Below are 26762 nucleotides of genomic sequence, written 5' to 3'. Positions count from 1 at the left end.
AGCACAGCAAAAATTGATCTTAAGCCCTATACCCCTAGCCCTACACCCATTTGAAGAACGCAGCCCCTGATAATGCAAACGCCACTACAAAAAATCCGTGAATTGCGCGCATTGCTGGATGAAGGCCTGCTCACAGAAGACGAATTCAAGCAACGCAAAGACGCTATTCTCGATAATGAGCTTGCCCCTGCCATTTCCAGGCAGACCAGTAAAGCCGCGCAAGAAACTGCACAGGGCACTGATCTGGGTTTTCTGGCGGGGCAGGAAGTAGGTGGTGTTTCCAAACGCTATCGACTGGAAAAACTCCTGGGGCAGGGCGGCATGGGCCAGGTGTGGCAAGCCAGTGACCTGGCAACCCAGGCTGAGCTTGGCCATAGCGAGACGGTTGCGCTAAAGATTTTGCCGCCACAGCTTACCCAGAGTGCTCTGCATGCGCGCCTGCTGGTGGAAGAAGCATCGCTGGTACGCAGGCTCGCGCATGAACATATCGTGCGGGTATATGACTGGGCACGCGATCCTGCCACCAATAGTTATTTCATCATCATGGAATACCTGGATGGGCATGATCTGGAAAACTACCTCATCAAACATACGCGCTGCAGCCTCAAGCAAGTGCTGGACATGCTCAGCCCCGTGGCAGATGCCCTGGACTATGCATGGTGCAAGCACAAACTCGTGCACCGTGATCTTAAACCCGGCAATCTCTTGCTGACCAAGGCAGGCGATATCAAATTGCTGGACTTTGGTATCTCGGCCCGTTTGCGCAGCCATACTCAGGCCGGACTCATCTCCACCAGCATGACGCCCTCGCGCTCACCCTATGCGGGTACCGCAGGTTACCGAGCGCCAGAAGCTGGCAGCCACCAGCACAGCCCCGGTCTTGATGTATATGCCGTTGCTGTCATGATTTATCAGATGCTGGAAGCGGCGATGCCTTTTGGCGAATATCGCCACCCTCAGCAGCAACCGATACAGCCAGCCGCACTGAATGCCGCCCAATGGCAAGTCTTGCAAAGCGGCTTTGCCATCCAGCCAGATCAGCGCCCTGCCAGTGTCCGTGCGCTACTGCAAACTCTGCAGGCTGCGGCCAAACCTCTCACCAATGCAATGCCGGTCAAGGCATCTGGCACTATCAGGCCACAGGCTGAAGTCAAGGAATCACTGATAGAAGCCGCCGCCCGCCAGCGGGCAGAGCAAAGACGGCAACGCAAGGAACTGGAAAAACAAAGGCGCGAGCAGGCCAGTGCAGCCTTGCGTGCCCTCATAGAGCGGCAGAACCGACTGCATGCCATAGAAGATGCCCAGCGCCGCCAGAAAGATGAGCAGCTAAGACAATACAAAGAACAGCAAGAGCAAAAGCGCTTGCAGGACGAGGCAATGACAGCGGTAGCCGCAGGCCGTCATGCAGACGCCCCCACCGACACCCTCATCACTTGGGAAGAAGCACAACGCTATCTGGCCGCAATCAGCCGCAATACTGGTAGCGATAACGGGCAAATGCCAGGCATGACAGCCTGAATGCAAAAGGGCCCACACCGCTGATAACGGCACAGGCCCCCGCAGCAATTCAATGTAATCGCTTAATTCTTGACTGCAGCCAGAATCGCATCAGCAACAGCTTTAGGCTGGGACAGCATAGGCACATGGCTGGTTGGCAGTGTCGTTGTCACGGCATTGATCTTTTTCGCAAACGCCGCTTGCAAACCTGGATCTATCATGCGGTCTTTACTGGCGACGATGTAATGATTTGGTTTGTTTTTCCAGGCAGCGAAGGTCACTGGTTCACCAAATACCTTGGCTGGCAGCAGGCCTTGTGTGGTTGCCAGCACCGCTGTTTTTTCTTTTGGCACATCTTGCGCAAAGTTGGTCGCAAATGATTCTGGTGACAATTCCAGGTTGCCATTCGCATCAGGTTTCAGAGTAGCGATACCTGGCGGGACAGGGTAATCTTTACCAAGTCCGCCCAGTGCTTCACCTTCAGATGGCGCAAAGGCGGCCACATACACCAATGCCTTGATCTTGTCGCTGCTGCCAGCCTGTGTAATGACTGCACCACCCCATGAGTGACCCACCAGCACTACCTTGCCAGTCTGTGCATCGACTACACGCTGCACCGCAGCCACATCATCAGCCAGCGAAGACAAAGGGTTTTGCACGGCGACGACCTTCAGGCCTTTAGCCTGCAAGAATGGGGTAACCTGGTTCCAGCTCGAACCGTCGGCAAAAGCGCCGTGTACCAGGACAACCGTGGTGTCGCTGCTGGAGGCGGCCAATGCATGGCCTGGCAGTACAGCAGCGGACAGTGCCGCAGTCAAAGCAACAGATGAGATCAATGCAGTTTTGCTGATGTGTTTCATGATAATGACTTTCAAAAAATAGTTAAAAAATAAAATTATTAAAAATTAGTTAGCGCGCTAAGTATTTGAATGGCATTTCCCGTCTTTTGCGCTTTGCCATGTTGTGAATAATAGCGCGCTAATAATTAGCGCGCAAGTTAATTTTAAATATTTTTTCTTTTACCTTCGATTTATGGGGGGGGCTTCAACGGTCGAGGTGACGGCCCAGCTTGTTCAGGCCCGCCATGAGTTGCTGGAAGTCAGACAACTGCAAGTCGCAGGCAGCGGCAATTTTCTGGCTGATACGTACACCGGCTGCACGCAGTTTATTGCCAGCGTCAGTCAAGGTCAGCACGCGGTTGCGTTCATCTTTTGGGTCGCGGTTACGCAAGAGATAACCCTCTGCCTCCAGCCGTTTGACCACAGGTGTGATAGAACCAGAGTCCTGTCCCAGCCGGTTTGCCAGATCACGTATCCCCAGGCCTTCTTCTTCCCATAGCACCACCATGACCAGGTATTGCGGATAAGTCAGATTCAACTCAGCCAGCAGCGGCTTGTACAACTGCGTCATCTTCAGTGACGTAGAGTACAGGTTGAAACACAGATGATCTGCTAGGAGAGGTGGTTTACGGGTGCTCATTTGGTAAAAGCTTCTTTGGAGAAGGCTAGCGTAACGCAATTTGGGATAGTCAGCAAATGTAAGTAGCGTTGGCACGGGCGCAGGTTGGGTCGGGCCTCGCTAGGCTACTCCTCACCAGCCCAACACTGGGCCGCAATAAACACGTACGTTATTAAACGCCGAGTGCTGGGCTGATAAGACGTAGCCCAACCTACAACGGAATATATATGTCTCTACAATTCCCCCACCAACTCCCGCATCTGCAAATGCAATTCATCCTCCCACTCCACCTTCAATTGCTGCTTGGCCCGCAGGTAATGATCAGTGAACAAATCCAGATACATCTCCAGCGCCTGTGCAGCCGCAGTTTCACCCGCCAGTCCCAGACACAAGGCCGCTACTTCCGACGTACACAAGTGATCATCTCGCCGTGAGCGGCGCAGGCGATAGCGTGACAACTGTTCCGGCAACAGACTCAACACGGGGAACTGCGCCAGGTAAGGGCTTTTCTTGAATATCTTGCGTGCCTCTGGCCAGGTCGCATCCAGCAAAATAAACAGCGGGCGTTTGTGACTATTCTGCTTTGTATCCAAAGGCGGTAACTCCGTAATCACCCGCTGTGGTGCCACAAATTCACCTGGGAACACCACATATGGTTGCCATTGCGGATCAGCCAACACCGCCAGCAAGGCCGGGTCAACTTCAGTGCGCGCCCAGCCAAAGGCCATGGTATCAGGCACCACGTCGGCGATCAGCCAGCCAGTGTTACTGGGTTTCAGCGTCTCGTGCTCGGCCATCAGCAGGCATACTCCGGCGCGGGTCGGCATGATGGGACGCAATTCGCACAGGCAATGACTCAGGATCAACCTGCAGCCACTGCAACGCTCACCCTTGGGACCGCCACGTGCCAGAAACGGCCTGGTACTACGTTCCAGACGGGCAGAGCGCAAACGGGATACAGCATGTGGCAGAGGAGTGGGCTTCATAGCTGAATCAGGATTGAGCATGCAGGCAACAAAAACAGTATGCCCGTTCAAACAGCAAACAGGCAGGCAAATTATTTGGGAAAATTTGGCGTCATGACTGTCTAGCCATGCGCCCAGACGGCCAGTTCTGGCCTGATGAAGCGGGCACTGCAAAAGCCAGTACCCGGCTGCAAAAAGTAATAGCGATCAGCGGTAAAAAGCCTCAACCACGCCCTTGACCTTGATCATCAGGGGATTACCCTTGCGGTCACGTGCCTTGCCAGCGGCAACGCTGACCCAGCCTTCGCTGATGCAATATTCTTCTACATCGTTACGCTCTTTGCCATTGAGCTTAATACCGACATCGTGTTGAAACACGGCGGCAACATGATAAGGGCTGCGCGGATCAACCGACAGGCGATCTGGCAATGGGGGGTATTGTGTAGTGTCGTTCATGGTCGCAATTATCCCTTAGAAGTGCTGACGATTCAATGACTCAGATATTTTGGTGCAAATAAGATAATATACATGACAGTGTTCAGCTCAATTGCGAATGTACCAAATACCAAAGCCAGAGAGCCAGAGCCAACAAAGATGTCATCTGAACGGTGCATAAGGTACATATAGACGGTACATGTAGCCACCTGACTTTGCAAAAGGCATGTTGGCACGGGCGACTAGTGTTTCGATAGTCAAAACAAATCGAATCAATAAATTAAATCAAGTATACCTATTACATTTCCATCTCTACAATCGATCAGGTAGTAGAACTCATCTCACACTCTCTTGATGAAATGAGTTCGCGTGTCACTCAATCAAAGGAGATAAACATGTCTAACGATGCAAAATGTCCGTTCTCAGGCAGCGCCCGTGCTGGTACCCACTTAACTGCCGTGGCCGGTTCCCCAACCAACGCAGGTTGGTGGCCAAATCAACTGAATCTCAAAATCCTCCACCAGCACTCTCCTTCATCCAATCCCATGGAAAAGGACTTCAATTACGCAAAAGCCTTCAAGACCCTGGATCTCGATGCAGTCGTGCAAGACCTGCACACCCTGATGACAGACTCACAAGACTGGTGGCCTGCTGATTATGGGCATTACGGTCCTTTCTTCATACGCATGGCCTGGCATAGCGCGGGCACCTATCGCACCAGCGATGGTCGCGGCGGCGGTGGAGCAGGTGCGCAACGTTTCGCACCCCTCAATAGCTGGCCTGACAATGGCAACCTCGACAAGGCACGCCGCCTGCTCTGGCCCATCAAACAAAAATACGGCAACAAACTGTCCTGGGCAGATCTGATGATATTGGCCGGCAATGTCGCGCTTGACTCAATGGGCTTCAAGACCTTCGGCTTTGCCGGTGGCCGCCCTGACGTGTGGGAGCCGCAAGACGATATCTACTGGGGTTCAGAAGGCAAATGGCTGGATGACCAGCGCTATACTGGTGACCGCGAGCTCGAAAAACCCCTCGCTGCAGTACAAATGGGTTTGATCTACGTCAACCCTGAAGGCCCGAACGGCAAACCAGATCCGCTTGCCTCTGCCCGCGATATCCGCGAAACCTTCGCCCGCATGGCCATGAATGACGAAGAAACCGTTGCCCTCGTCGCTGGTGGCCACACCTTTGGCAAAGCCCACGGCGCTGGCGACCCCAGCCTTGTCGGCGCAGAACCAGAAGGTGGTAGTCTTGAAGAACAGGGTCTGGGCTGGACCAACAGCTTTGGCACAGGCTTGGGTGTGCATACCACCACCAGTGGTATAGAGGGTGCCTGGACACCAACGCCCACCACATGGGATAACTCCTATTTCGAAACCCTGTTCGGCTACGAATGGCAACTCACCAAGAGCCCGGCTGGTGCCCATCAATGGACACCGACAGACCCGGCCGCCAAAACCACCGTGCCAGACGCGCATGACCCATCCTTGCGCCACGCACCCATGATGACTACCGCAGACATGGCCCTGCGTACCGACCCTGCGTATGAAAAAATCTCCCGCCGCTTCCTGCAAAACCCGCAAGAACTGGCAGATGCCTTCGCCCGCGCCTGGTTCAAACTGACGCACCGCGACATGGGGCCCATCGCCCGTTACCTCGGCCCGCTGGTACCAAAAGAAGAACTGATCTGGCAAGACCCCATCCCCGCTGTTGATCATGCATTGGTCGATGACAAAGACATCGCCAGCCTCAAGGCCAAACTGCTGGCATCCGGTCTGTCGATTTCACAACTGGTCAATACCGCTTGGGCATCTGCATCCACCTTCCGCGGCAGTGACAAGCGCGGCGGTGCCAACGGTGCACGCATACGCCTGGCACCACAAAAAGACTGGGAAGCTAATCAGCCAGCAGAACTGGCCAAGGTGCTGGCAAAACTGGAAGCCATACAGGCAGAATTTAATGCAGCACAATCTGGCGGTAAAAAAATCTCGCTGGCCGACTTGATCGTATTGGGAGGCAGCGCCGCCATTGAAGCTGCTGCTAAAAAAGCCGGTCAAGACGTTAGCGTGCCATTCATCCCAGGCCGCATGGACGCCAGCCAGGAACAGACTGACGTAGAATCATTTGCTGTTCTCGAACCCCAGGCAGACGGTTTCCGCAATTACCTGCGCAAAGGTCTGGAAGACACAGCCGCAGCCTTGCTTATCGACAAAGCCCAACTGCTGAACCTGAGTGCACCAGAAATGACAGTATTGGTAGGTGGCCTGCGCGCACTTGATGCCAAAGGTGTACTCACCAAACATGCAGAGACACTCAACAATGACTTCTTTGTCAATCTGCTGGACATGAGAACCAAATGGCAAAAGTCAGACACTGCCGGTCAGCTCGAAGGCCGCGACAGAAAAACCGGTGAGCTGAAATGGACAGCCAGCGTAGTAGACCTTGTCTTTGGTTCCAACTCACAACTACGGGCATTGGCAGAGGTTTATGCCAGTAGCGATGCGCAGCAGGTTTTTGTGCGTGATTTTGTGCGGGCCTGGGTTAAGGTCATGAATGCGGACAGGTTTGATTTGTTGTGATATTCAAATAAACTGATTGCACTATTGTAGGTTGGGCTGTGGGTTATCAGCCCAACACTGGGCATAAAAAAAAGTATACGTTATTTAAACGCCTAGTGTTGGACTGTAACCCGCAGCCTGATGAGGGCCGACCTGGCAAGGTGCGCCTCAATCTACACTTTTAGACTGAGCTTCTCCGCTACACGCAAAGCATCCTTATCAAACCCCGCCAGCCGCTTATACCGCAAAGAAATCGCCTCAAGCTCAGCCTGCGCAATCACCTCATTCACGTCTGCAAAACCCTGAGGAGCACGTTCCTCAGCCATCTGCATCACCTGTTCAGGCCCGTTCATGCGGTTACGTAATACGATACCCGTCGTACGTGGCAAACGCTCAGCTTCATACTCACGCAGCGCGTATAAAATACTCGCTTCATTAACGAGACAGTCAGTCAGATAGCGCGCATCCAGTATTGCCTGTGCACTGCCGTTTGAACCTATCGGGTACATTGGGTGGGCAGCATCACCCAGCAGCGTCACCCGCTCAAAAGTCCAGCGCGGCAAAGGGTCGCGGTCCACCAAGGGGAATTCATACACCACCTCTGCCGCTTCGATCAGGCCAGGAATATCTATCCAGCCCCAGTTCCAGCTATCAAAGGGTTTGCTGAAAGTAGATTTATCGACTTTTCGGTTCCAGTCCGACGCTGGCAATTCACCACCAGGCACACGCAACTCTGCAATCCAGTTAATCAGCGAACGGCCTTGCGCCCGCAATGGCTCAGAGATAGGGTAGCAAACAAATTTCTGGTCCTGATGCCCCGCCATAAACATACTGCGCCCATCCATATATGGTGCGGCTTCCGTAACCCCACGCCATAACATGCGGCCAGAAAAACGCGGTTGATCGCCCTGTGGATATAAAAAGCGCCGTACTGCCGAATGTATACCGTCAGCACCAATGAGCAAATCAGACTCCACCAGCACCGCCGCTTTATCCGCCTGCCTGGTGAAAGTAGAAATCACCTTGTCAGCCACCTGATCGAATGAGGTGAATGCATGCCCCTGATGTATGCGCGCTGAGCCCAGGCGCTCGATCGCCTTTTGCAGCAAAGTCATCTGCAACTCACCACGGTGTATTGAATATTGCGGCCAGTCATAACCAGCCGCACGGCCACGTGGCTCTTGCCAGATTTTTTGCCCGAATTTATTAAAATAAGACAGCGATGAAGTCTCTATACCACGTTCAGCCAGACAACTCTCCAACCCCAACTGGCATAATTGCTGGCTCGCATGCGGCAACAAATTGATACCCACACCCAGCGGCTTGATCTCATTGACTGCTTCATACACCTCAACATCGAATCCGCGCTCATGCAACATCAATGCAAGAGTCAGGCCGCCTATACCGGCACCGGCGATTACCACTTTCATGTCTTCCTCCAACAATTTATGATGCCACGCTATTTCCAATGCACGGATTAATTGTTCTACTGTATAACAATTATTTGAAGTAACACAAGCTGTGTTGCAATTTTTTGCAGGCAATGATTGGCCGCTCAGAAACACATTATTTGTTTCTTGCATTTTGGGAATATGCATTCAATGTGGTTTGGCTAATTTAAAATAGTTCAGCATGTACAATACTTCAAACAACAAATTCATTCATATTGCCTGACCATGCCCAAACAAAAACCAGCCACCGTCAAAGTTCAAACCAAGCCCAAGCGCCAGGCCGGCATGGCGCTAGCCCCCACCTTCAACGCCCGCATAGAAGGCATAGACTACGATATCCTCGAAGAGCTCACCGGCTATGCAGTACGCCGCGCCCAGCTGTCCATCTATGCAGACTTTACCGCCAGCCTGGGTGCATATGACATCACCCCCCAGCGCTTTTCTTCCCTGGTGATCATCAGCAACAACCCCGGTATCTCCCAGACACGTCTGGCAGAAGTGATGGGCATCGCTCGCTCAGGCGTAGTCGCCATCATCGACAATTTTGAACAGGCTGGCCTGCTGGAACGCCAGGATTCAGGTGACCGCAGGTCCTACAACCTGCACCTCACCAAAGAGGGGCAGAAGCAATTGGAGAAATACAAGCAGGCAGTAAAGGAACATGATGACAGGGTTAGCCAGCACTTGACGGTGAAGGAGCGTCAGCAGTTGCGTGCCTTGTTGGGGAAGTTGTGTATGGAACCGAAGTGAGAGTGTGTTTTGTGCAAACAAGCTTGCAAATTTCGTAGGTTGGGCCGGGCCTCGCTAGGCTACGCTTCATCAGCCCAACACTGGGCGTATAAATAATGTACATGTTTGTTAAGGCCGAGTGCTGGGCTGATACCCCGTAGCCCAACCTACGATGCTAGCGAGGCCCGGCCCAACCTACGGAATACGAATTCGAAGTTTCGTGCTGCAATGGCTACATCGTCGTCAACGCGAAACCCAAAAAATCCAAATCCCCACTTGCATCCCACCCAAAATATTATTATATTGAATAACTGTTATACGACATAACAATAATGTGCCGTAATAAAAAAACAAAAATTGCTAGCCCAGCCAGCAAACAAGGCCAATAGCGAAAAGCAACAATACCCCACACCACGCATCTGCAACACCAACAATAATTCAGGAGACCGCAATGCAATTCAACATCAAACCCACCATGCTGGCTTTGCTGATAGCCGTCGCAGGCACAGCCCATGCCGACATCACCATAGGCGTCAGCCTGCCCCTGACCGGCCCTGCATCTGGCCTGGGCATCCCCACCAAGAACGGCATAGGTCTGTGGCCAGAAACCATAGGTGGTGAAAAAGTAAAACTCATCATCCTCGACGATGCATCCGACACCACCCAGTCCAGCAAGAACGCCCGCAGGCTCATCACTGACGACAAGGTAGACGTCATCGTCGGCTCCACCGCCACACCTGCATCTGTTGCCCTGGCAGAAGTGGCAAGCGAACTCAAGGTGCCACAAATCTCTACCTCACCGGTCGAGGTTGCACCCGGCAAAGGCGCATGGACCTTCCGCGTCGCCCAGTCCACCCCGCTCATGGCCCATGCGGTGGCAGATCACATGAAAAAAACAGGCGTCAAAACCTACGCCTATCTTGGTTATTCTGATGCCTATGGCGAAACCTGGTTCAAAGCCATCACTGCTGCTGCCAGCAAAGATGGTTTGCAATCCGTCGCCACAGAGCGTTTCAATCGGCCCGACACCAGTGTCACCGCACAAACCCTGAAGCTGCTCGCCGCCAAGCCAGATGCCATCCTCATCGGCGCATCCGGTAGCGGCTCGGCCATGCCACACAAGGCACTGATAGAACGCGGCTACAAAGGCAAAATCTACCAGACCCACGGCGCAGCATCGCGTGACCTTATACGCCTCGGTGGCAAAGACGTAGAAGGCGCCTTCGTCGTCGCGGGCCTCGCCATCCTGCCCGAGCTGCTGCCAGACAACCACCCGTCAAAACAACTGGCCACAGACTTCACCAACCGCTATGAAAAACAATATGGCGAAGGCACCAGAAACCAGTTCGCCGCCCACGGCTACGACGCATATCTGTTACTCAACCGCGTCATCCCCCTGGCCCTGAAAAAAGCCAAACCCGGCACCCCAGAATTCCGTACTGCACTGAAAGATGCGATGGAATCTGAAATCGATATTCCTATCACCCAGGGTGTCTTGCATTACACAGCGAATGACCATTTCGGTCTGGAAGAAAAGGCGAGGGTGATGCTGACGATACAAGGTGGAAATTGGAAGGCAGTTGGGCCGTAAGCCGTTAATAAAGTAATGAAATTTTGAACTGATCAAGAAGGCGCGATTCATCCATAACATGGATCGTGCCAGCCCTTGCCACACCCTCGCTGCATTCGCTATCAGGTTCCATTGTAGAAGAGCGTCAGGCGATTGAGCATCTCTCGCAGCACTGGCCCGCCCTACGTAGTTAACTTTTCTGCCCGCCTGCGTAACCCTATCCGAACCTGCTTAAAAAAAGCCCGCAAGCAAAAGCCCGCAAGCAGGAACATCGCAAGCTTTGCCAGTAGTTCAACAGCCCGGCCAGAGTTTTTCCATGCCATCATGAGCTCATTCCTCCCTTGCGAAAAAACGCAATCCTGACCACTCACAGCCGAAGCCTCTGGTCCAAAAATAAATAAAAATACGTATACATCGTGACACGTGTCAGGTATTGTTTACACATGAAAGAAATAAAAAATAATGCGATCACAGGTGACCAGTTGCTGGAAGTGTTGGCGGCGCTGGCTAACCCGCACCGCCTGCGCATCATCGCCGTGCTTGAGACGCAAGGGCGCAACTACATCAGCCAGTTGGCGCGAGAAGTAGGCATCAGCCGCCCCTTGCTGCATCTGCACCTGCAAAAGCTGGAGGCTGCGGGCCTGGTCACCAGCCAGCTTGAACTGTCCCATGATGGCAAAGCACTCAATTACTTTGAAGTAAGCAGTTTCGCCATTACGCTCTCGCCACGCAGCATCGCTACCGCTGCGGCTTCCCTGAACAACAATCCAGAATCCTAGAGGTCACCATGTCTCAAAATGCCTTTTTCGCCGCGTTCTTTTTCCCTGCCGCTGCCGCAGTCATCATTTTCTTCATGAAATACGTATCCGAGGTCCTGCAGGCGCGGGTACGCCTCGGGCAGGACGAAGCCTATCGTGCCCTCGCAACACAGGCAGCCGCAAGCCAGGCCGAGACAGCAGCCGCGCTGACCACAACCACTGCAGCCCTGGCAGAAATTCAGGGCAGACTCGTGACGGTAGAAAAGATACTTCGCGAAGTTGAATAGTCGAGTGGTCGAATATTCGAATCATCGAATAATTAAATCAGCGCGCAGTCTTCCGCTGTTTATCTGCGCTGCCTGGCGGCCATCAGGAGTTAAGCAAATGCACCATGTGTCATCGTTTCGCTGGTATGTGTCCACGGCGCTTTACTCGCTTATTGTTGTCATGCTTCCGTTCACGCTCCCAGCCACTAAAGGCGCAAGATGAAACGAGTACTACGCTGGTTTGCCTGGAGCCTGCTCGGCCTGCTTGCTCTCATCGCCCTGTGCGGCGCATTGTTCGCCTACTTCATTTATTCGCCCGCACCCGTCCGCCCAGCCTTGTCTGGCACACTGCAAAAAGGCAGCATACAAGCAGATGGCATCAAGCGCACCTACATCAGCTATGTTCCACGCGACTTGCCCAAAGGCGCACCCCTGGTGCTGGTCATGCACGGCTCAGGCCAAAGCGCAGAAGATATACGCGTAGAAACCGGCTACGGCTTTGAGCGTCTCGCCGATCAACACGGCTTCGCCATCGCCTATCCCGACTCCTACAGCTTTGACTGGAACGACTGCGGAAAGGTCGGCGACTACCAGGTCAACGGCCGCGACATCGACGACGTTGGTTTCCTCAACGCCCTGACCGACAAACTCATCAACGACCTCGGCACAGACAAGACCCGCGTATTCGCCACCGGCGTATCCGCAGGCGGCGTCATGTCACTACGCCTGGCCCTGGAATCCCCAAGCCGCTTCCGCGCCGTAGCAGCAGTGTCCGCCAGCGTACATGTACCCCAAAACTTCCGCTGCAAGCCAGTAGGCACTGGCGGAACCTCAGTCATGATCATGAACGGCACCAAAGACCCGCTAGTGCCATACAAGGGCGGCGAAGTGAACCTGCTAGGCCTGTTCTACAAATGCGGCGACGTACTCAATGCACGCGCATCAGCACAATATTTCGCAAACCTGAACAAGATCACAGGCACGCCCACGATGCAGAAGACCGCAATATCAGGCGTCGATGTGGAACGTATAAGCTGGAAGCAAGACCCCAGAACCGAAGTCCAACTCGTCGCCATCCACGGCGGTGGACATGGCCTGCCGCAACCCTACTACCGCCGCGCCCGCCTGCTAGGCCCGTCGCCAATGGCACCGAATGGGCCAGAAATGATTTGGGAGTTTTTTAAGCGGCAACAATCCTGAGCGTCGTGCAGCCTGCCTTATCACTGCATATCGGCCAACTACTCTTAGCCATCATGGGAAGCTCAAGTCCAAGCCGAAGGTCCTGGCAAGAACAAAGGTGAAGAGTCCCAGGCATACGAGCGACAGCATGAAGATGACGGCCACCTTGCCACTCGCGCGTAACACCGCGCGATGCTCTTTCGCGTAGTCCTTTTCCTTCGTCCCTTGATCGTAATGCCACTTGATGGCGAAGAACATGCCCACGGCAAGCACGAGCACCTTGAACGTAACCAAGACTATAGGTATCCAATCCATCATTTTGTGTATTTCCTGGCTATTACCACTATCTATCGTGAAGCCCACTAGCTTAAAACTTTGCTTCGGCAGCTAGGCCTCAGTTTCAAACCATCCCCACAGGCATCCAGCAAAGTAAGCTGCCGAATGCAGATGAGAGCGGTGAAAACCTCAACGACTGCCCTGCAAGGACAGTGTTGCTCCACTTCCTCATGCATACTACCTGAAAGTAATTTCCATACATGAGGACAAAATGTCCCAGTTGAAAAACACACAAGACAAAAATTTGCCAACCTGGTAGCCGCGATTGGCCGTGCACGGCGGGCCACGGTTCTTGCAAATTGCAGATGCCTTGCAGGCGGCAGTGGCAGAAGGATCGCTGAAACCGGGTGACCGCCTGCCTCCGCAACGCCAGTTGGCAGCATAGCTGGACGTCGATCTGACGACGATCACGCGCGCATACGACGAAGCCAGATACAGTATTCCAAATGAGAAATTTATAAGTGTTGCGTTTTCCAAGTTCGCTGTTTACATACGTTTGTATGTAAAAACCCAAACATGTTAAAATCGCGCGCATTATGACGAGCAATTTCTCTTATAACTTCCCAGCAATCCGAGGAATACAGGCGGGGCATGAATACTATGTCTCTATGTGTCCTATGCGCTTGTTGACAAAGTTGTTCTCTTTTGATGACGAAGAGCTTGTTCCTGAGCTAAGAGCGCAGCGGTCTTTGAATAAAGCCCGCATACCTGAAATGGCTCGTTATATTGTCGAAAATAAAGATAGTTATACATTTTCTGCAATTACCGTTTCTATCGACGGGGAAGTAAAGTTCACCCCAGTTGGCACGCAAGATGTGACAAGTTTCCGTATGGGAGCTTTGACGGTCTCAATGGATGCAAAATTTATTGTTAATGATGGGCAACATCGGCGGGCAGCGATAGAACAGGCGCTACTTACTGCACCAGAGTTGGCTGATGAAACTATAGCAGTAGTCTTTTTCTTGGATAAAGGTTTGGACCGATGTCAGCAAATGTTTGCTGATCTAAATCGTTATGCTGTGAAGACTTCTGCGTCGTTAGGAATACTTTACGACCACAGAAGTATTGCTGCCAATGTTGCTCGTCATCTCAGTTTGACGTCAAAGGTATTTAATAATTTGATAGAGACAGAGCGATCTTCATTATCAGAACGCTCGCGAAAATTATTTACTTTAAGTGCATTGCACTACGCAATTATTGAATTGTTACCTGAGAAAGAACTGGAAGACTTTACGGCAGCAACACAAAAATGTCATGAGTACTGGGAGGTAGTTGGTGCGCAAATACCTGAATGGATTTATGTGCGCGAATCCAAAATGACAGCAGGGGAAGTGCGGCGTGATTTTATTCATTCGCATGCGATCGTATTGCAGGCCCTTGGTAGGGTTGGCAGAACTATTTATCAATTGCCGAAACCCGATTTGAACAAAGTGCTGACGAAATTAAAGAAAATTGATTGGTCACGCAAGAACGCATTGACCTGGGAAGGTCGTGCAATGATAGGTGGTTCGATGTCAAAATCAGGTCAAAACATAGTATTAACCACAAACGAAATTAAACGAGTATTAGGTTTGAAGCTAACGCCTGAAGAACAAATTGCTGAAGAGGCATTACAAGCACGTAGCCCAAATAAAGTAGTAAGGAAAAACAAAAAGTGATAACTTCAGTTGAAGAGATTTCAAAGGAAATTCAAGAGTTGTATCTTTCGGATAGCATCCCTTGGATTATCGGATATAGCGGTGGCAAAGATTCCACGGCCTCACTGCAGCTTATTTGGAACGCAGTCGCGGCATTGCCAAAAGAAAAGCGCAGCAAAGATATACACGTTATCAGTACTGATACATTGGTAGAAAATCCGGTTATAGCAACGTGGGTGATCAATTCGTTAGAGTGTATTAATCGTGCCGCCCAAGTACAGGGTTTGCCTATTGAGGCGCATCGACTTGAGCCTTCAATTGAAAACCGATTTTGGGTGAATTTGATCGGTAAAGGTTACCCTGCGCCGCGGAATCGTTTTAGGTGGTGTACAGATCGGCTGAAAATCAGCGCTTCTACTCAATTTATTCATGATTTGTCTGAAAATCGTGGCGAAGCAATTCTTGTGCTTGGCCAAAGACGTGGTGAGAGTCAGGCACGTGACAAAGTGATGGACCACTATGAAGGTAGTACTCGCGATAAATTGAGTCGCAACAAAGATCCAAAGCTATCGAGGGTCTGGGTTTATCTTCCTATCGAAACTTGGAATAGCGATAACGTATGGGAATACATCATTACTGAACCAAACCCTTGGGGTGTGGACAATCAAGAGTTATTCAGCATATATCGTGGAGCAACGCCTGATGCGGAATGCCCCATTGTCGTAGATAAATCGACGCCAAGCTGCGGCGATAGTAGATTTGGTTGTTATGTCTGCACAATGGTATCTCAAGACAAGTCTATGCAAGCGATGGTACAAAATGACGAGCAAAAGCGTTGGATGCAACCTATTCTTGATTTTCGCAATATCAATTTGTCGACTGATGACAGGCATTTGCGCGACTTCAGACGCATGAATGGTCGGCTTCAAGTAAATAATGGCAGGCTTGTGCATGGCCCATATTTACAAAGTCATCGAGAGAAAATATTACGAGAACTTTTGGCTACTCAGAAAGTAATTCAGGAAGCGGCCAAAGTAGCCAACTATCGCTCAATAGAATTAATTTCGATCGATGAGCTAGATGAAATTCGGCGGATTTGGTTAGAAAACAAAGGCGAAATTGAAGACATAGTCCCCAAGATTTATGAGGAAATTTTTTCGCTTACTTATCCAGGGAAAAAAATTGAACCAGTACCGTTAGAGCGTGAAGATCTTGAACTATTAAAATCAATTAGCAAAGATGTAGATCCAGAAGCTGGAGAAGAACTATATCGCCTGACGCGTTCACTTTTAGCAGTGCAATTTCAAACCCAGCAATCAAATAAGCGCTCAATCCATCTAGATAAATTAGAACAAGTCCTTCAATTTCACTCGTTTAGGAATGAAGAAGACGCGCTGCACTTTGCACTTGAAACTGAAAAAATGAAATTAAATAATCCTCGCAACGAATCATTGATAGAAGATGATGAGCATGACTCTTTGTTGCCGGATTAAGTACCAATATGGCAAAGATAACTTTTACTAAAATCTCCATTGAGAACTTGGGGCCATTTCGCGAGCGTCAAACTCTGGAGCTAAATGTTGCGACAAACAAACCAGTAGTATTGATCAAAGCATTAAATGGTAGTGGAAAAACAACATTACTCACTGCATTGCAAATAAGTCTATACGGATATAAAGCAATTAATGTATTTCGTCGTTCTGAATACGAACAATTGATCGTTAGTCTTCAGCGAAAAGATGCTATAGGTAGTTCAGTAATTGAGGTTACGTTGGATATTGAGATTGGTAGCAAAATACAATCAGTAACACTCAGGCGCGAATGGACATTTCGTGGCAAGAATCTTATCGAAGATTTTACAGTCTTAAGTGATGGCATCAAAGATTTGGACTTTGCTGAATCTTGGGACGATTTTATCAACAGCATTCTTCCGGTAGAGCTTGTTCATCTCTTTTTGTTTGATGGCGAAAAGATTGAAGCCTTAGCCAATCCAGAACGTTTGCCAGAGTTGCTGCGCCGTGCCACAGAGGTATTCTTAGGTTTGGGGGGCATCGACACTTTATCTAATGATCTTAAAGCAGTCGAACGTCGTGCAAATAGAAAGAGTGACGATGCTCCGCTTGATACTGATGAATCTAGTATACAGCTAAGTAAATTTCAAGATCAGTTAGATGAATTTGAAAAACGCATTGCGATCCTAGTACAACAGCAAGGCGATTTAAAAAATACAATTGAGCACGCCCAAAGTGAATTAGATAAATTTACGGCCCGCGCACAACGTCAAGGCTTGGCAGCATATCAGCAGGCTGCTGAACTAAAAGGTTCTTTGGAGTCTGCTGACAAACAACATAAAGCAGCTCGTGCAGCTTTAATTGATGCTGTTAGCGATCCGCTTCTCCCGTTGATATGGCTAGGTTCTCTTTGGGATCAATACAAAATCCAGTGGGAACAAGATAGCAACGCGCAAAATGCGGCTTTGTTAATGACAGAATTCCAAAAGCGAGACAAAAGAATTCTCTCAGCCTTAAAACGTGCACTTCCTGATCAAGAAAAGGCTTTAAGTCAGATACTTAAATCTGACCTGAATAAATACAAGAATGAGAATCAGAGTACGGTTTTATTATTGCCTGGGCCAGATCCTGAAGAAATTCAAACTCGGCTTGATGGCGCGATAACTCACGTAAATGACCGTGTAAAAGCTTTTAAGAAACTGACTAATTTACTTGAAAGAGCAGATAAATCTGTTAGTGAGGTTCCTGCTGAAGCGCAATTGAGCGAAATATTCGACGAATTGCAATCGCGCTCAAAAGCGGTAGTTAATCTCGAGTCTCAATTTCATTTGATTAGTGAAAAGTTGAATCAGGAGAGAGCGAGCCAGGCATTGTTGGAAAGTCGGGTAAATAATTTATTACAACAAGTTGGAGAAAAATTCTCTGAGCGCACCTTAGAAATTAAAGGGCTACAAGCTGCCAATCGCGCAAAACAAGTATTGAATATTTTTAGAGAGCGATTACTTGCTTCAAAAGCAAATTGGTTATCAGAGATGATAACTACCGAATTTCGTGGACTATTGCGCAAACGTAAACTTATTGCAAAGGTAGTAGTGGACCCTGCAACCTATGCCGTTTCCATTGAAGACGAATCTGGACATGTATTGCCCATGGAGCGTCTCTCTGCTGGTGAACGACAGATGCTAGCAATATCTGTTTTGAGTGCACTTATACGTGAGAGAAAAGGCAGGTTCCCCGTTGTTGTTGACACGCCTTTAGCAAGACTTGATAAGAAGCATCGTGAATCCTTAATTCGAAATTTTTTCTCGAAAATCTCTCATCAGGTCATGACATTGTCAACAGACGAGGAGGTTGGTGGGACGGTTTATGATGCACTGGCACCATTTATGAGCCAAGAATATGAGCTCACTTTTGATGATGAAACAAGATGCACCACTGCACATTCTGCAAAAAATAGCATTGGAGCGTATGTATGATTGATAGACTTAGAATTACTGCTGCTGGTAAAAACCAACTTAGTTCATTAAAGAGAAAAACTGGAGTCGAGCACTATAATGTCTTGTGTAGATATGCACTGTGTATATCTTTAGCTAATCCTAGCCAGCCACCGCAAGAAAATTATAATTTTAATGGGGGGATAGATATTGATTGGCGCACGTTGACGGGCAATAACGAAGTTGTATACTTTAATTTATTGAAACTTAGGAGTAAAGCCGATGGTTTAGCTGATGATCTTGAGACTATTCGAATAATGTTGGCTCGACATGTTCATCGAGGATTATCATATTTGTCCGCTAAAGGAGGAGATGACTTATTAATTTCAATAGCAATTGGCATTGTTTAAGAGGGTGTAACTTTCTATCAATCACTACAAATAAATGTTATCAGTACAATCTTCATATGTTTGAGACAGCTGGTGTCCTATATCTAATATTTCACTAGGTGGAATTGTTATTCCATTTAGATATTTATTTTGCGCTGCTTGCCAACTTGATCCGCCAAGTAATTCTAGGTGCGGTCTAATTTTTATAAATATTGAAACAGTTTTAGAGAGATCTAAATCACTCATATAATGAGTTTGAAGCAGTAAATTTCGCCAGTCATTTAATTCCTCGAAATCTGATTGCCTTGTTTTGTGGTTGGCAATATTAGTACCCAGCAAATTTAAGGAATTTGTTAACGTGATTTTATTGTGTTTTAATTTTGAAGCGTATGAATCAAGATATTTCCCTCCGAAAACTGAAAAATCAATAATGTTATGAGATATACAGAGCGAGAACATTAATAAATCGCATGCCCTATGTAGTAGTAACACCGCTTGCCCACAGTGTTCTTTGAGCATATATTTCTCAGCCAAAGCACCACAGTATGCGGATGCCTCAAGCAGCGATTGTTGTCTTGTTTTTAGATTTGGCGGAGATGCTTGCATCAATTTTAAGCGTTTGTTTATCTCTTTGAGCCAATCTTCCAGTGGAGTTAATTGTGGAGGAGTTGTTCCTCCAAATTGAATTGGAAGATGTTTTAATATTTGAGCGAATGTTGCCGCAAGAGCTGGCTGTGTTATCCACCAATTTTTATTTGTTTTATTTGCACTTTTGTGTATGAAAGGCGAACTATGTTCAAGTGGACGGTAGCAGTCATTCGCAAATTCAACAAAATAGTTGGTTAGAGTAAAAATTTTTTCGGGGATTTTTGAACGAGCCTTCGCTGTAATTTCCGCATAGATTGTTGACAGGTTTTCGCTGGCCATGATGACTGTGTCAGAATCATGTACTTGCAATCCGCGACTAAGCAGTCTACAAGTTTCGGCTATTTTGTGGTTCGTGTTTCTTCTGAAATTGACTACTGCTGAACCAATGTTTCCTGGAACTACTTTCAGGTGTATATGAGCATTAATGAGATCTAATAGATCCTCACCATTTGGTGTTACCGCATAAATTGGTCGTATCTTACCCTCAGACTTAACCGATTGAATGGCAGCTGGTTTATCCTGCATTCGGCAATAAATTGGATCCTCAGAGGATGGCAGTTTATCGCCAGGAAGCCAAAGATTAACTTGCATCAGCATATCGGAGAAGGTCTTCTGTCTTAATCTTTAATTGGTCTGACAATTCAGTGATTGCTTCAAAGTACCGTGATGCAGCCTTCTTTTTTATTACAGCCTCAAATTCTTGCCTATCTGAATCTCTTAGTGCTCGTAATTGTTGAGCGCGTTCTTCGCCAAAAAAATCGTCCAAAGATTGTCTTGTTTCTTTTGTTATCTCTTCTTGGAGTCTAGATACATAATTTCCTGCAGATTTGTAACCTTGTTCGATGAATTTCAACTTTGCTTCATTTAGTTGCAAACTTGAAATGCCATGTTTGTTTTCTAGCATGTTTGAAATTTCATCTATTACTTTTCTATTCAATAGAGATGTTCCTACGATATCTGTCCATGCTTTTTTCGCCCAAGAGGTTGCAAAATTCACATTCTCATTTTTCCATAGAGTGCGGCGCGTGTACTTTCTATCTGAAGTTAAATATCTTTCTTTATGAACGAACACTAGGGCCTCCAAGGCTCGAACTGAAATACTCGCTGACTCAACAGCATCAATGCCCAATGGTTTTAGGACAGCTGCGATACTTAACCAAAATCTTAATAAGGCTTGTTGAAATACCGAGAGAAAATAAACTCGGTCATTTTGCTCGAACGTAATCCAGTTTTTGAAGTCGACATATGCACCTCTTGCACTTTCCTCAAAAATTTCATCTTCTTTATAAATGTATGAACTCAGCAATGATTTTAGGCTAATGAACGAACCATTATTCTCAGAAACTTTTAGTTGGAGCTTTTTAAAAGCTTCTCCAAGAGAATTTTCAAGCCTTTTATAAGGGGGTGATTCTCTAAAGAGAATATCTAATGCAGGGACCAAATACTGATCTATATGATTCTTAATGATGTCGTCAATTTTTGACTTTTGAGCGCGATCTACTACGCCATCAAATGAGAAGTCAGGGTCTATTGTACTGAATTCAGCCGCACTGGTTTCTAATCTGAGGAGATCTGGGGCAACACCTTGTGAAAACAAGTGCTCATCTAATGCTTTTGCAACAATAGATACAGTGGTAACTGAGAAATCTCTAGTACGAACATCTACGCGTTCGTCTTCACGTGTATTCCATTCAAGTAAATGTAATCTTCGCCAGCCATTTGGTTCATCAATTGAGCGCCATTTATCGGCAAGGCGACGCAAAGTCATAGCAGAATAGCTATCGTCTTTCAATAGAGTAATGAAATGACCGCTAACTTTTCGTGGTTCTGAGTTCACCCTAACAAATAACTCACGGAAATCATGCGTCATATTTTCATTATTGTCACCAGCTTCGACAGCTTCTGGTGCCCAAATTATGCAAATTGGAATTTCCAAACCTGCAACTATATTTTTCTGGTCGTCATTTTTTATTAGCAGGCGCAGTGCTTCAAGGCGATGTTGTCCATCTAAGACGATTAATTTTGCACGTTTCGGATTGAAGCGCAACGTGGCTGCATATTCATAAAAAAATCTTTCTGTTTCTCCCCACAAAATTTGTCGCTCGGATGTTTCTTTATCTGCTTCTGGTAAGTCTAACTGAAAGCCGTCATGATCCCATGTAGTTCTAAGAACTGGACCTATTTCAGATTCCCCAAGGTCTTCATGCTGAACGTTGGAATATTGTTTCTTAAGTCCTAAATTGTTGTCTGTTAAAACTAGACACGCTAGTAACGGTGGGAAAAATATTACTCGACCCTCACCTTTGCTCAAATATTCGTTTGCGATCTTTTTAACTCGACTTTGATCAATGTCTCTTTGCAGCAGTTCTTCAAATTCAATTTTTTCTGAGTTAAATAGTTCGGACGCTGTTGACAAGTCACTGATATCATTAATTGGAATGCTTGTGCTGAGATAATAAATTTTAAAACTATGATCTGTCTTGAATCGTCCAAATGATCCACGCACTTCCTTCGTGAACTTCATTATTTTTTTTGTTCCTGGTATCTTCGACATTCTGATTTCTCTTTCCGATATTTTTTGATGTCAAGGCAACGTATCCAAAAGTACTTATGGATACTATAAATCATTGGAGATGAAAATAAGCATAATGAGATGCCTAGGGAATAAATAAGATAAGTGTGGCGTTTGTAAAGAAATGCACAGTCCGCCATCTGATCTTGATCGTTGATAATAGTTATCTGAGCGTTTGTGGCATGCTCAAACTGTACTTAAATCCGTTCAACACTACGAATGACAATTTGCGATTAATCTACAGCTTGGAATGGAATCTGGCGGCAATCTCTGGCTTACTCTTTCTTAGCAAAAGGATTTCGGATGATGTCAACATTCTCGATCCGTTTAAGGTGCCTTGCTTTTGATTGAGCAAGGCAGTCGAAACTGTGACTGAATTTGTTTCCCCGTAAGGCCCCAAAGTCTTTTTCATGTTTTGTCCTCAATTCTGCCAATTACTCTTATTTTAACGTTAAGTATAGCTGAATACGCCCCTCTGGTTAACACGGTTGCTCCGATTACTGTGTAGTCTGCTGTCCAAATAAACCTCGTCATATATAGCGGTTTGGCGTCTTGACCTGCACAGTCATCGGCAAGAACATAATTTGCCCTACGCTGTCATTATTTGGCATGTTTCGTTTTGGTTCAACTTCATCAGAGAACGGTTCTGGAACGGTGTTGACACCATCTTTTTCAAATGAATGCACCGAGACAAGAATCCATTTACGTCTCTGAACCAACATATTCGGTTCTGAGACTACTTGATTAGCAGTTGTTTCCTTTGCCAATGGAAAGTAGTAAAGTTGTTTAGTGGATAAATGTAAAAAAAGGCCAACTATTCTGGTTGACCTTTTCGTTCTACATGACAGTCCTGGACAACATCAAACGTCAATATTCCCCGCCCTCAACGCATTCGATTCAATAAACGCCCGGCGTGGTTCCACGTCGTCGCCCATCAGTGTCGTGAAGATCTGGTCGGCGGCAATCGCGTCTTCGATCTGTACTTTGAGCAGGCGGCGGACTGTGGGGTCCATGGTGGTTTCCCAGAGTTGGCTTGGGTTCATTTCGCCCAGACCCTTATAGCGTTGTTTGCTGACGCCGCGTTCGGCTTCGTCGCGCAGCCAGAGCATGGCCTGGTGGAAGTCGTGTACTGCGATTTCCTTGGCTTTTTCACCTTCGCCGCGGCGGATGAATGCGCCTTCGGTGAGCAGGCCTTTGAAAGTCGTTGCGGCGTTTTCCAGCACCTGGTAGTCGGCACCGTCAACAAAGTCGGCGTCGATGCTGCTGACCTTGATGTTGCCGTGGTACAGGCGTTCTATGCGCAGGCTGAATGCGCCTGAGAGTTCGTCGCTGCGTACTACTGCTTTTACCGCATTGTCGCCAATGGCGGCGGTCAGGGCGATGGCGGATGCTTCTGCGCTTTCTGCGTTATCCAGTTTCAGTGTGACACCGGTCATGATGGCGGTGAGGGCAGCGCGGTCGATGACGCGGGTCAGGCGCATCATGATGGCGTTGGCCAGGTTGTACTGGCGTACCAGTTCGCCCAGGGCTTCGCCAGTGATAGGGGCTGCGCCTGTGCCTGGTGTGAGGGATGCGCCGGTCAAGGCCACGGTCATCATGTAGGTGGCTTCTTCTGCGTCATCTTTCAGATAACGCTCATCGCGGCCTGCCTTGACTTTGTAGAGTGGTGGCTGGGCGATGTAGATGTGGCCGCGTTCTACCAGTTGTGGCATCTGGCGATAGAACAGGGTCAGCAGCAGGGTGCGGATGTGGGCGCCATCGACGTCCGCATCGGTCATGATGATGATGCGGTGGTAGCGCAGTTTGTCGGCATTGAATTCGTCCGGGCCTATGCTGGTGCCCAGGGTGGCGATCAGGGTGGTGATCTGTTCACTGGACAGCATTTTTTCAAAGCGGGCTTTTTCTACGTTGAGGACTTTACCGCGCAGTGGCAAGATAGCCTGGAACTTGCGGTCGCGGCCTTGCTTGGCTGATCCACCTGCAGAGTCACCTTCGACGATGTACAGTTCGCACAGGGCCGGGTCTTTTTCCTGGCAGTCTGCCAGTTTGGATGACAGGCCCAGGCCATCCATGACGCCTTTGCGGCGTGTCAGTTCGCGGGCTTTGCGGGCTGCTTCACGGGCGCGTGCTGCTTCAACGATTTTGCCGCAAATGATTTTGGCGTCGTTGGGTTTTTCCATCAAGAAGTCGGTCAGGGTCTTGGCGACTATCTCTTCTACCGGGCCGCGTACTTCACTTGAGACGAGTTTGTCCTTGGTCTGTGAGCTGAACTTGGGTTCCGGCACTTTGACGGACAAGACGCAGGTCAGGCCTTCGCGCATGTCGTCGCCGCTGACTTCTACCTTGGCTTTTTTGGCGAACTCGTGTTCTTCAATATACTTGTTGATGACGCGTGTCATCGCGGCGCGCAGGCCGGTCAGGTGGGTGCCACCGTCGCGCTGCGGGATGTTATTGGTGAAGCACAATACCTGTTCATTGTAGGCGTCGTTCCATTGCATGGAGACATCGACAGTGATGGTGGTGTTCTGGTCAGACTGGCGCTCGCCAGTGGCCTGGAAAATCGTTGGGTTGAGTATGCTTTTGTTTTTGTTGATGTATTCAACAAAGCCGCGAGTGCCGCCTTCAAAGGCAAACAATTCTTCTTTGCCGGTGCGGTGGTCGTTGAGCTTGATGCGTACGCCATTATTCAGGAAGGACAATTCGCGTATGCGCTTGGCCAGGATTTCATAATGGAATTCAACATGGGTGAAGATTTCTTCATCAGCCCAGAAGTGGACTTCAGTACCACGCTTGTCGGTGTCGCCAACTACTTTGATTGGTGACGTAACGACGCCATCAACGGTTTCCAGCTCGCGGTTTTGTGGCACGCCACGGACAAATTCCATGGTGTGCATTTTGCCATCGCGGCGGATAGTCAGCTTCAACAACTTGGACAGGCCATTCACGCAGGACACACCCACGCCATGCAGACCGCCGGATACTTTGTAGGAGTTTTGATCGAACTTGCCACCTGCATGCAGCTCGGTCATGACGATTTCTGCGGCGCTACGTTTGGGGTCGTGCTTGTCATCCCATTTGATGCCGGTAGGGATGCCGCGGCCATTGTCAGTGATGGAGATGGAGTTGTCGCTGTGAATCGTGACATTGATCTCGGTACAGTGACCTGCCAGGGATTCATCAATGGAGTTATCCAGCACTTCAAAGACCAGGTGATGCAGACCGGTGCCGTCCGAGGTGTCACCGATGTACATGCCGGGGCGTTTCCGCACGGCTTCCAGGCCTTCCAGAATCTGGATTGAGGATGCGCCGTATTGACTTGGCTGCGCTGGAGTGTTGTCTTGGGTGTTATCGGACATGGCTACCTTCTAAAAAAACGAACTGTTTTGGACAATTGTGTAAATCGCCCAATGTGAAACATATTCAGGGACTGCTTTGTCATTTCTGTGCAGGTGGGATTCAGTGTCTTGGGTGTTGATGCATCAGGGCATAACGACTAACGACGCTGGATTCCAGCCTGCGCTGGAATGACGGTATTAAGATCGCCGTGAACATAATGTCCACGGCATCTGTCGATATTTACAACTTATATCCGCATCGGCATGACGACATATTTAAAGTCGGTGTTGTCAGGGATAGTGATCAGTGCGGATGAATTAGAGTCGCCCAAAGAGACCGATATCTGGTCGCATTTGAGGTTGTTCAATACATCAAGCAGATAGCTGACATTGAAGCCGATGTCCACGCTGTCGCCACCGTAGTCGATTTCGATTTCTTCTATCGCTTCTTCCTGGTCGGCATTGGTCGACAATATCTGCATGAGGCCAGGGGTGATGACGCAACGCACACCCTTGAACTTGTCAGACGTCATGATCGCGGCACGCTGCAATGAACGCAGCAATTGCTCACGGCCCAAAGTAAAGCTGTTTTTATAGCCTTTGGGGATGACGCGGTTAAAGTCAGGGAACTTGCCTTCGACCAGTTTGGAAATCAGTTCGATATCGGCAAAAGTCAGTTTGACCTGGTTGTTGGCGATGTCGATCTGTACCGGGTCTTCTTTGTCTTCTAGCAGGCGCTGCATCTCTATGATGGTTTTGCGCGGGATGATGACTTCATGACGCGGGAATTCTTGTTCAACTTCAACCTGGCAAAACGCCAGGCGGTGACCATCAGTTGCGACAGCAATGACGTTCTTGCCATCAACGACCAGCAGCAAGCCATTCAGGTAATAACGAATGTCTTGTTGCGCCATCGAGAAATGCACCATGTTGAACAGGTGCTTCAGGGTTTTTTGTGGCAGGTTGACGCTGGCATTGAAATGCTCGGCCTGGGCTACGGTAGGGAATTCTTCTGCCGCCAGGGTTTGCAAAGAGAAGCGCGACTTGCCTGACTGTACGCTCATCTTTTTGTTTTCAAGCTTGAGGACCACATCATTGTCATCTGGCAGGGCGCGCAAAATATCCAGCAATTTGCGGGCCGCAACTGTCGTGGCAATGCTGTCGCCGCCAGAACCAATGGCTGCCTTGGTCGTGATCTGCACTTCTATGTCTGTCGACAGGAACGACACTTGTTCACCGTCTTTGCGAATGAGGATATTGGCCAGAATCGGCAATGTATGCCGACGCTCGACAATACCACTCACAATTTGCAAAGGCCGGAGCAGGGTGTCCCGGTGGGTTTTAACCAATTGCATTTGAATATCCTCACTAAATTATGGTGACAAGGAACTTAAATTATCTCTTACTATTTTTTATAAACTGCTTCACATATTTACTGCTGTCTTGCTTGTTACTTTGGTGCGCATGGCGCACCCTACAAACTTGTTCATCGCTCCGCGCAAACGGCTCTTGCGCAGATGGATCCCAGCCT

The 26762-nt window shown here is 48.8% G+C and carries 21 protein-coding genes and 1 pseudogene; 12 read left to right on the top strand and 10 right to left on the bottom strand.

What is annotated here, in order from left to right; translation table 11 throughout:
• The first annotated feature begins 72 nt into the window (after positions 1-72).
• Positions 73-1518, top strand: coding sequence for a protein kinase domain-containing protein (locus AC07OI_RS01630; protein WP_495256079.1), 1446 nt, complete (start codon positions 73-75; stop codon positions 1516-1518).
• Between the two features lie 62 nt (positions 1519-1580).
• Here the strand turns inward: AC07OI_RS01630 and AC07OI_RS01625 are convergent, their stop codons facing one another.
• From AC07OI_RS01625 to AC07OI_RS01610, 4 genes are all read right to left on the bottom strand, one after another.
• Positions 1581-2357: an alpha/beta fold hydrolase gene (locus AC07OI_RS01625; RefSeq protein WP_495256078.1), complete on the bottom strand. Its 777-nt coding sequence runs from the start codon at positions 2355-2357 to the stop codon at positions 1581-1583.
• A 184-nt stretch (positions 2358-2541) separates the two neighbouring features.
• Positions 2542-2976: a MarR family winged helix-turn-helix transcriptional regulator gene (locus tag AC07OI_RS01620; protein WP_495256077.1), complete on the bottom strand. Its 435-nt coding sequence runs from the start codon at positions 2974-2976 to the stop codon at positions 2542-2544.
• A gap of 212 nt (positions 2977-3188) precedes the next feature.
• On the bottom strand, positions 3189-3941 hold the full coding sequence (locus AC07OI_RS01615) for a tRNA-uridine aminocarboxypropyltransferase (protein ID WP_495256076.1): 753 nt from the start codon (positions 3939-3941) through the stop codon (positions 3189-3191).
• 186 nt (positions 3942-4127) lie between these two features.
• A complete protein-coding gene (locus tag AC07OI_RS01610; protein ID WP_492703914.1) occupies positions 4128-4376 on the bottom strand; it encodes a DUF3297 family protein in 249 nt (82 codons plus the stop codon).
• 374 nt (positions 4377-4750) lie between these two features.
• Here AC07OI_RS01610 and katG point away from each other — a divergent pair, with 374 nt between their 5' ends.
• A complete protein-coding gene (gene katG / locus AC07OI_RS01605; RefSeq protein WP_495256075.1) occupies positions 4751-6937 on the top strand; it encodes a catalase/peroxidase HPI in 2187 nt (728 codons plus the stop codon).
• A gap of 152 nt (positions 6938-7089) precedes the next feature.
• On the opposite strand, the gene AC07OI_RS01600 is transcribed toward katG, so the two are convergent.
• The gene (locus AC07OI_RS01600; protein WP_495256074.1) at positions 7090-8346 is read right to left on the bottom strand and encodes a flavin-dependent oxidoreductase; all 1257 of its coding nucleotides are present in this window, start codon (positions 8344-8346) and stop codon (positions 7090-7092) included.
• 246 nt (positions 8347-8592) lie between these two features.
• Here AC07OI_RS01600 and AC07OI_RS01595 point away from each other — a divergent pair, with 246 nt between their 5' ends.
• The 5 genes from AC07OI_RS01595 (at position 8593) to AC07OI_RS01575 (ending at position 12890) form a co-directional block, all read left to right on the top strand.
• On the top strand, positions 8593-9117 hold the full coding sequence (locus tag AC07OI_RS01595) for a MarR family winged helix-turn-helix transcriptional regulator (RefSeq protein ID WP_495256073.1): 525 nt from the start codon (positions 8593-8595) through the stop codon (positions 9115-9117).
• A 430-nt stretch (positions 9118-9547) separates the two neighbouring features.
• Entirely contained in the window at positions 9548-10687 is a 1140-nt protein-coding gene (locus AC07OI_RS01590; protein WP_495256072.1) for an ABC transporter substrate-binding protein, read from the top strand.
• A 422-nt stretch (positions 10688-11109) separates the two neighbouring features.
• Complete coding sequence (locus AC07OI_RS01585; protein ID WP_495256071.1) at positions 11110-11445, top strand: ArsR/SmtB family transcription factor; 336 nt, start codon at positions 11110-11112, stop codon at positions 11443-11445.
• Between the two features lie 8 nt (positions 11446-11453).
• A complete protein-coding gene (locus tag AC07OI_RS01580; RefSeq protein ID WP_495256070.1) occupies positions 11454-11711 on the top strand; it encodes a hypothetical protein in 258 nt (85 codons plus the stop codon).
• A gap of 198 nt (positions 11712-11909) precedes the next feature.
• On the top strand, positions 11910-12890 hold the full coding sequence (locus AC07OI_RS01575) for an extracellular catalytic domain type 1 short-chain-length polyhydroxyalkanoate depolymerase (protein WP_495256069.1): 981 nt from the start codon (positions 11910-11912) through the stop codon (positions 12888-12890).
• A gap of 51 nt (positions 12891-12941) precedes the next feature.
• Here AC07OI_RS01575 and AC07OI_RS01570 read toward each other — a convergent pair whose 3' ends face one another.
• Positions 12942-13187 (bottom strand): hypothetical protein, encoded by a 246-nt coding sequence (locus AC07OI_RS01570; protein WP_495256068.1) that lies wholly within the window; start codon positions 13185-13187, stop codon positions 12942-12944.
• 283 nt (positions 13188-13470) lie between these two features.
• Here AC07OI_RS01570 and AC07OI_RS01565 point away from each other — a divergent pair.
• The 5 genes and pseudogenes from AC07OI_RS01565 to dndE all read left to right on the top strand — a co-directional run.
• Positions 13471-13587: pseudogene (locus AC07OI_RS01565) on the top strand (GntR family transcriptional regulator); the annotation flags it as partial.
• A 154-nt stretch (positions 13588-13741) separates the two neighbouring features.
• A complete protein-coding gene (dndB, locus tag AC07OI_RS01560) occupies positions 13742-14863 on the top strand; it encodes a DNA sulfur modification protein DndB (protein WP_495256067.1) in 1122 nt (373 codons plus the stop codon).
• Positions 14860-16335: a DNA phosphorothioation system sulfurtransferase DndC gene (gene dndC / locus AC07OI_RS01555; protein ID WP_495256066.1), complete on the top strand. Its 1476-nt coding sequence runs from the start codon at positions 14860-14862 to the stop codon at positions 16333-16335. The genes dndB and dndC overlap by 4 nt, the downstream gene beginning before the upstream one ends.
• A gap of 8 nt (positions 16336-16343) precedes the next feature.
• Positions 16344-18329 (top strand): DNA sulfur modification protein DndD, encoded by a 1986-nt coding sequence (dndD, locus tag AC07OI_RS01550; RefSeq protein WP_495256065.1) that lies wholly within the window; start codon positions 16344-16346, stop codon positions 18327-18329.
• Positions 18326-18697 carry a DNA sulfur modification protein DndE gene (gene dndE, locus AC07OI_RS01545; RefSeq protein WP_495256064.1) on the top strand — a complete coding sequence of 124 codons (372 nt, stop codon included), beginning with the start codon at positions 18326-18328 and terminating at the stop codon, positions 18695-18697. The genes dndD and dndE overlap by 4 nt, the downstream gene beginning before the upstream one ends.
• 24 nt (positions 18698-18721) lie before the next feature.
• Here dndE and AC07OI_RS01540 read toward each other — a convergent pair whose 3' ends face one another.
• The 4 genes from AC07OI_RS01540 to dnaN form a co-directional block, all read right to left on the bottom strand.
• A complete protein-coding gene (locus AC07OI_RS01540) occupies positions 18722-19921 on the bottom strand; it encodes a hypothetical protein (RefSeq protein ID WP_495256063.1) in 1200 nt (399 codons plus the stop codon).
• Complete coding sequence (locus AC07OI_RS01535; protein ID WP_495256062.1) at positions 19905-21878, bottom strand: ParB N-terminal domain-containing protein; 1974 nt, start codon at positions 21876-21878, stop codon at positions 19905-19907. Before AC07OI_RS01535 ends, AC07OI_RS01540 begins: the two co-directional genes overlap by 17 nt.
• 878 nt (positions 21879-22756) lie before the next feature.
• A complete protein-coding gene (gene gyrB / locus AC07OI_RS01530; RefSeq protein ID WP_495256061.1) occupies positions 22757-25252 on the bottom strand; it encodes a DNA topoisomerase (ATP-hydrolyzing) subunit B in 2496 nt (831 codons plus the stop codon).
• Positions 25253-25479: 227 nt separating this feature from the next.
• Positions 25480-26586: a DNA polymerase III subunit beta gene (dnaN, locus tag AC07OI_RS01525; RefSeq protein WP_110254682.1), complete on the bottom strand. Its 1107-nt coding sequence runs from the start codon at positions 26584-26586 to the stop codon at positions 25480-25482.
• Between the last annotated feature and the right edge of the window lie 176 nt (positions 26587-26762).

This window comes from Undibacterium sp. GW821-FHT07F11 (genome assembly GCF_059418665.1).
This window is presented reverse-complemented; position numbering and strand designations above follow the sequence as displayed.

What these genes read in the sequence shown, in the direction of transcription:
- dndB (WP_495256067.1), top strand. Translation starts at nt 13,742, where the DNA reads ATGACGAGCAATTTCTCTTATAACTTCCCAGCAATCCGAGGAATACAG.
- AC07OI_RS01630 (WP_495256079.1), top strand. Translation starts at nt 73, where the DNA reads ATGCAAACGCCACTACAAAAAATCCGTGAATTGCGCGCATTGCTGGAT.
- AC07OI_RS01595 (WP_495256073.1), top strand. Translation starts at nt 8,593, where the DNA reads ATGCCCAAACAAAAACCAGCCACCGTCAAAGTTCAAACCAAGCCCAAG.
- gyrB (WP_495256061.1), bottom strand. Translation starts at nt 25,252, where the DNA reads ATGTCCGATAACACCCAAGACAACACTCCAGCGCAGCCAAGTCAATAC.
- AC07OI_RS01625 (WP_495256078.1), bottom strand. Translation starts at nt 2,357, where the DNA reads ATGAAACACATCAGCAAAACTGCATTGATCTCATCTGTTGCTTTGACT.
- AC07OI_RS01540 (WP_495256063.1), bottom strand. Translation starts at nt 19,921, where the DNA reads ATGCTGATGCAAGTTAATCTTTGGCTTCCTGGCGATAAACTGCCATCC.
- AC07OI_RS01620 (WP_495256077.1), bottom strand. Translation starts at nt 2,976, where the DNA reads ATGAGCACCCGTAAACCACCTCTCCTAGCAGATCATCTGTGTTTCAAC.
- AC07OI_RS01575 (WP_495256069.1), top strand. Translation starts at nt 11,910, where the DNA reads ATGAAACGAGTACTACGCTGGTTTGCCTGGAGCCTGCTCGGCCTGCTT.
- dndE (WP_495256064.1), top strand. Translation starts at nt 18,326, where the DNA reads ATGATTGATAGACTTAGAATTACTGCTGCTGGTAAAAACCAACTTAGT.
- AC07OI_RS01535 (WP_495256062.1), bottom strand. Translation starts at nt 21,878, where the DNA reads ATGTCGAAGATACCAGGAACAAAAAAAATAATGAAGTTCACGAAGGAA.
- AC07OI_RS01580 (WP_495256070.1), top strand. Translation starts at nt 11,454, where the DNA reads ATGTCTCAAAATGCCTTTTTCGCCGCGTTCTTTTTCCCTGCCGCTGCC.
- AC07OI_RS01590 (WP_495256072.1), top strand. Translation starts at nt 9,548, where the DNA reads ATGCAATTCAACATCAAACCCACCATGCTGGCTTTGCTGATAGCCGTC.
- AC07OI_RS01570 (WP_495256068.1), bottom strand. Translation starts at nt 13,187, where the DNA reads ATGATGGATTGGATACCTATAGTCTTGGTTACGTTCAAGGTGCTCGTG.
- AC07OI_RS01600 (WP_495256074.1), bottom strand. Translation starts at nt 8,346, where the DNA reads ATGAAAGTGGTAATCGCCGGTGCCGGTATAGGCGGCCTGACTCTTGCA.
- dnaN (WP_110254682.1), bottom strand. Translation starts at nt 26,586, where the DNA reads ATGCAATTGGTTAAAACCCACCGGGACACCCTGCTCCGGCCTTTGCAA.
- katG (WP_495256075.1), top strand. Translation starts at nt 4,751, where the DNA reads ATGTCTAACGATGCAAAATGTCCGTTCTCAGGCAGCGCCCGTGCTGGT.
- dndD (WP_495256065.1), top strand. Translation starts at nt 16,344, where the DNA reads ATGGCAAAGATAACTTTTACTAAAATCTCCATTGAGAACTTGGGGCCA.
- AC07OI_RS01615 (WP_495256076.1), bottom strand. Translation starts at nt 3,941, where the DNA reads ATGAAGCCCACTCCTCTGCCACATGCTGTATCCCGTTTGCGCTCTGCC.
- AC07OI_RS01585 (WP_495256071.1), top strand. Translation starts at nt 11,110, where the DNA reads ATGAAAGAAATAAAAAATAATGCGATCACAGGTGACCAGTTGCTGGAA.
- AC07OI_RS01610 (WP_492703914.1), bottom strand. Translation starts at nt 4,376, where the DNA reads ATGAACGACACTACACAATACCCCCCATTGCCAGATCGCCTGTCGGTT.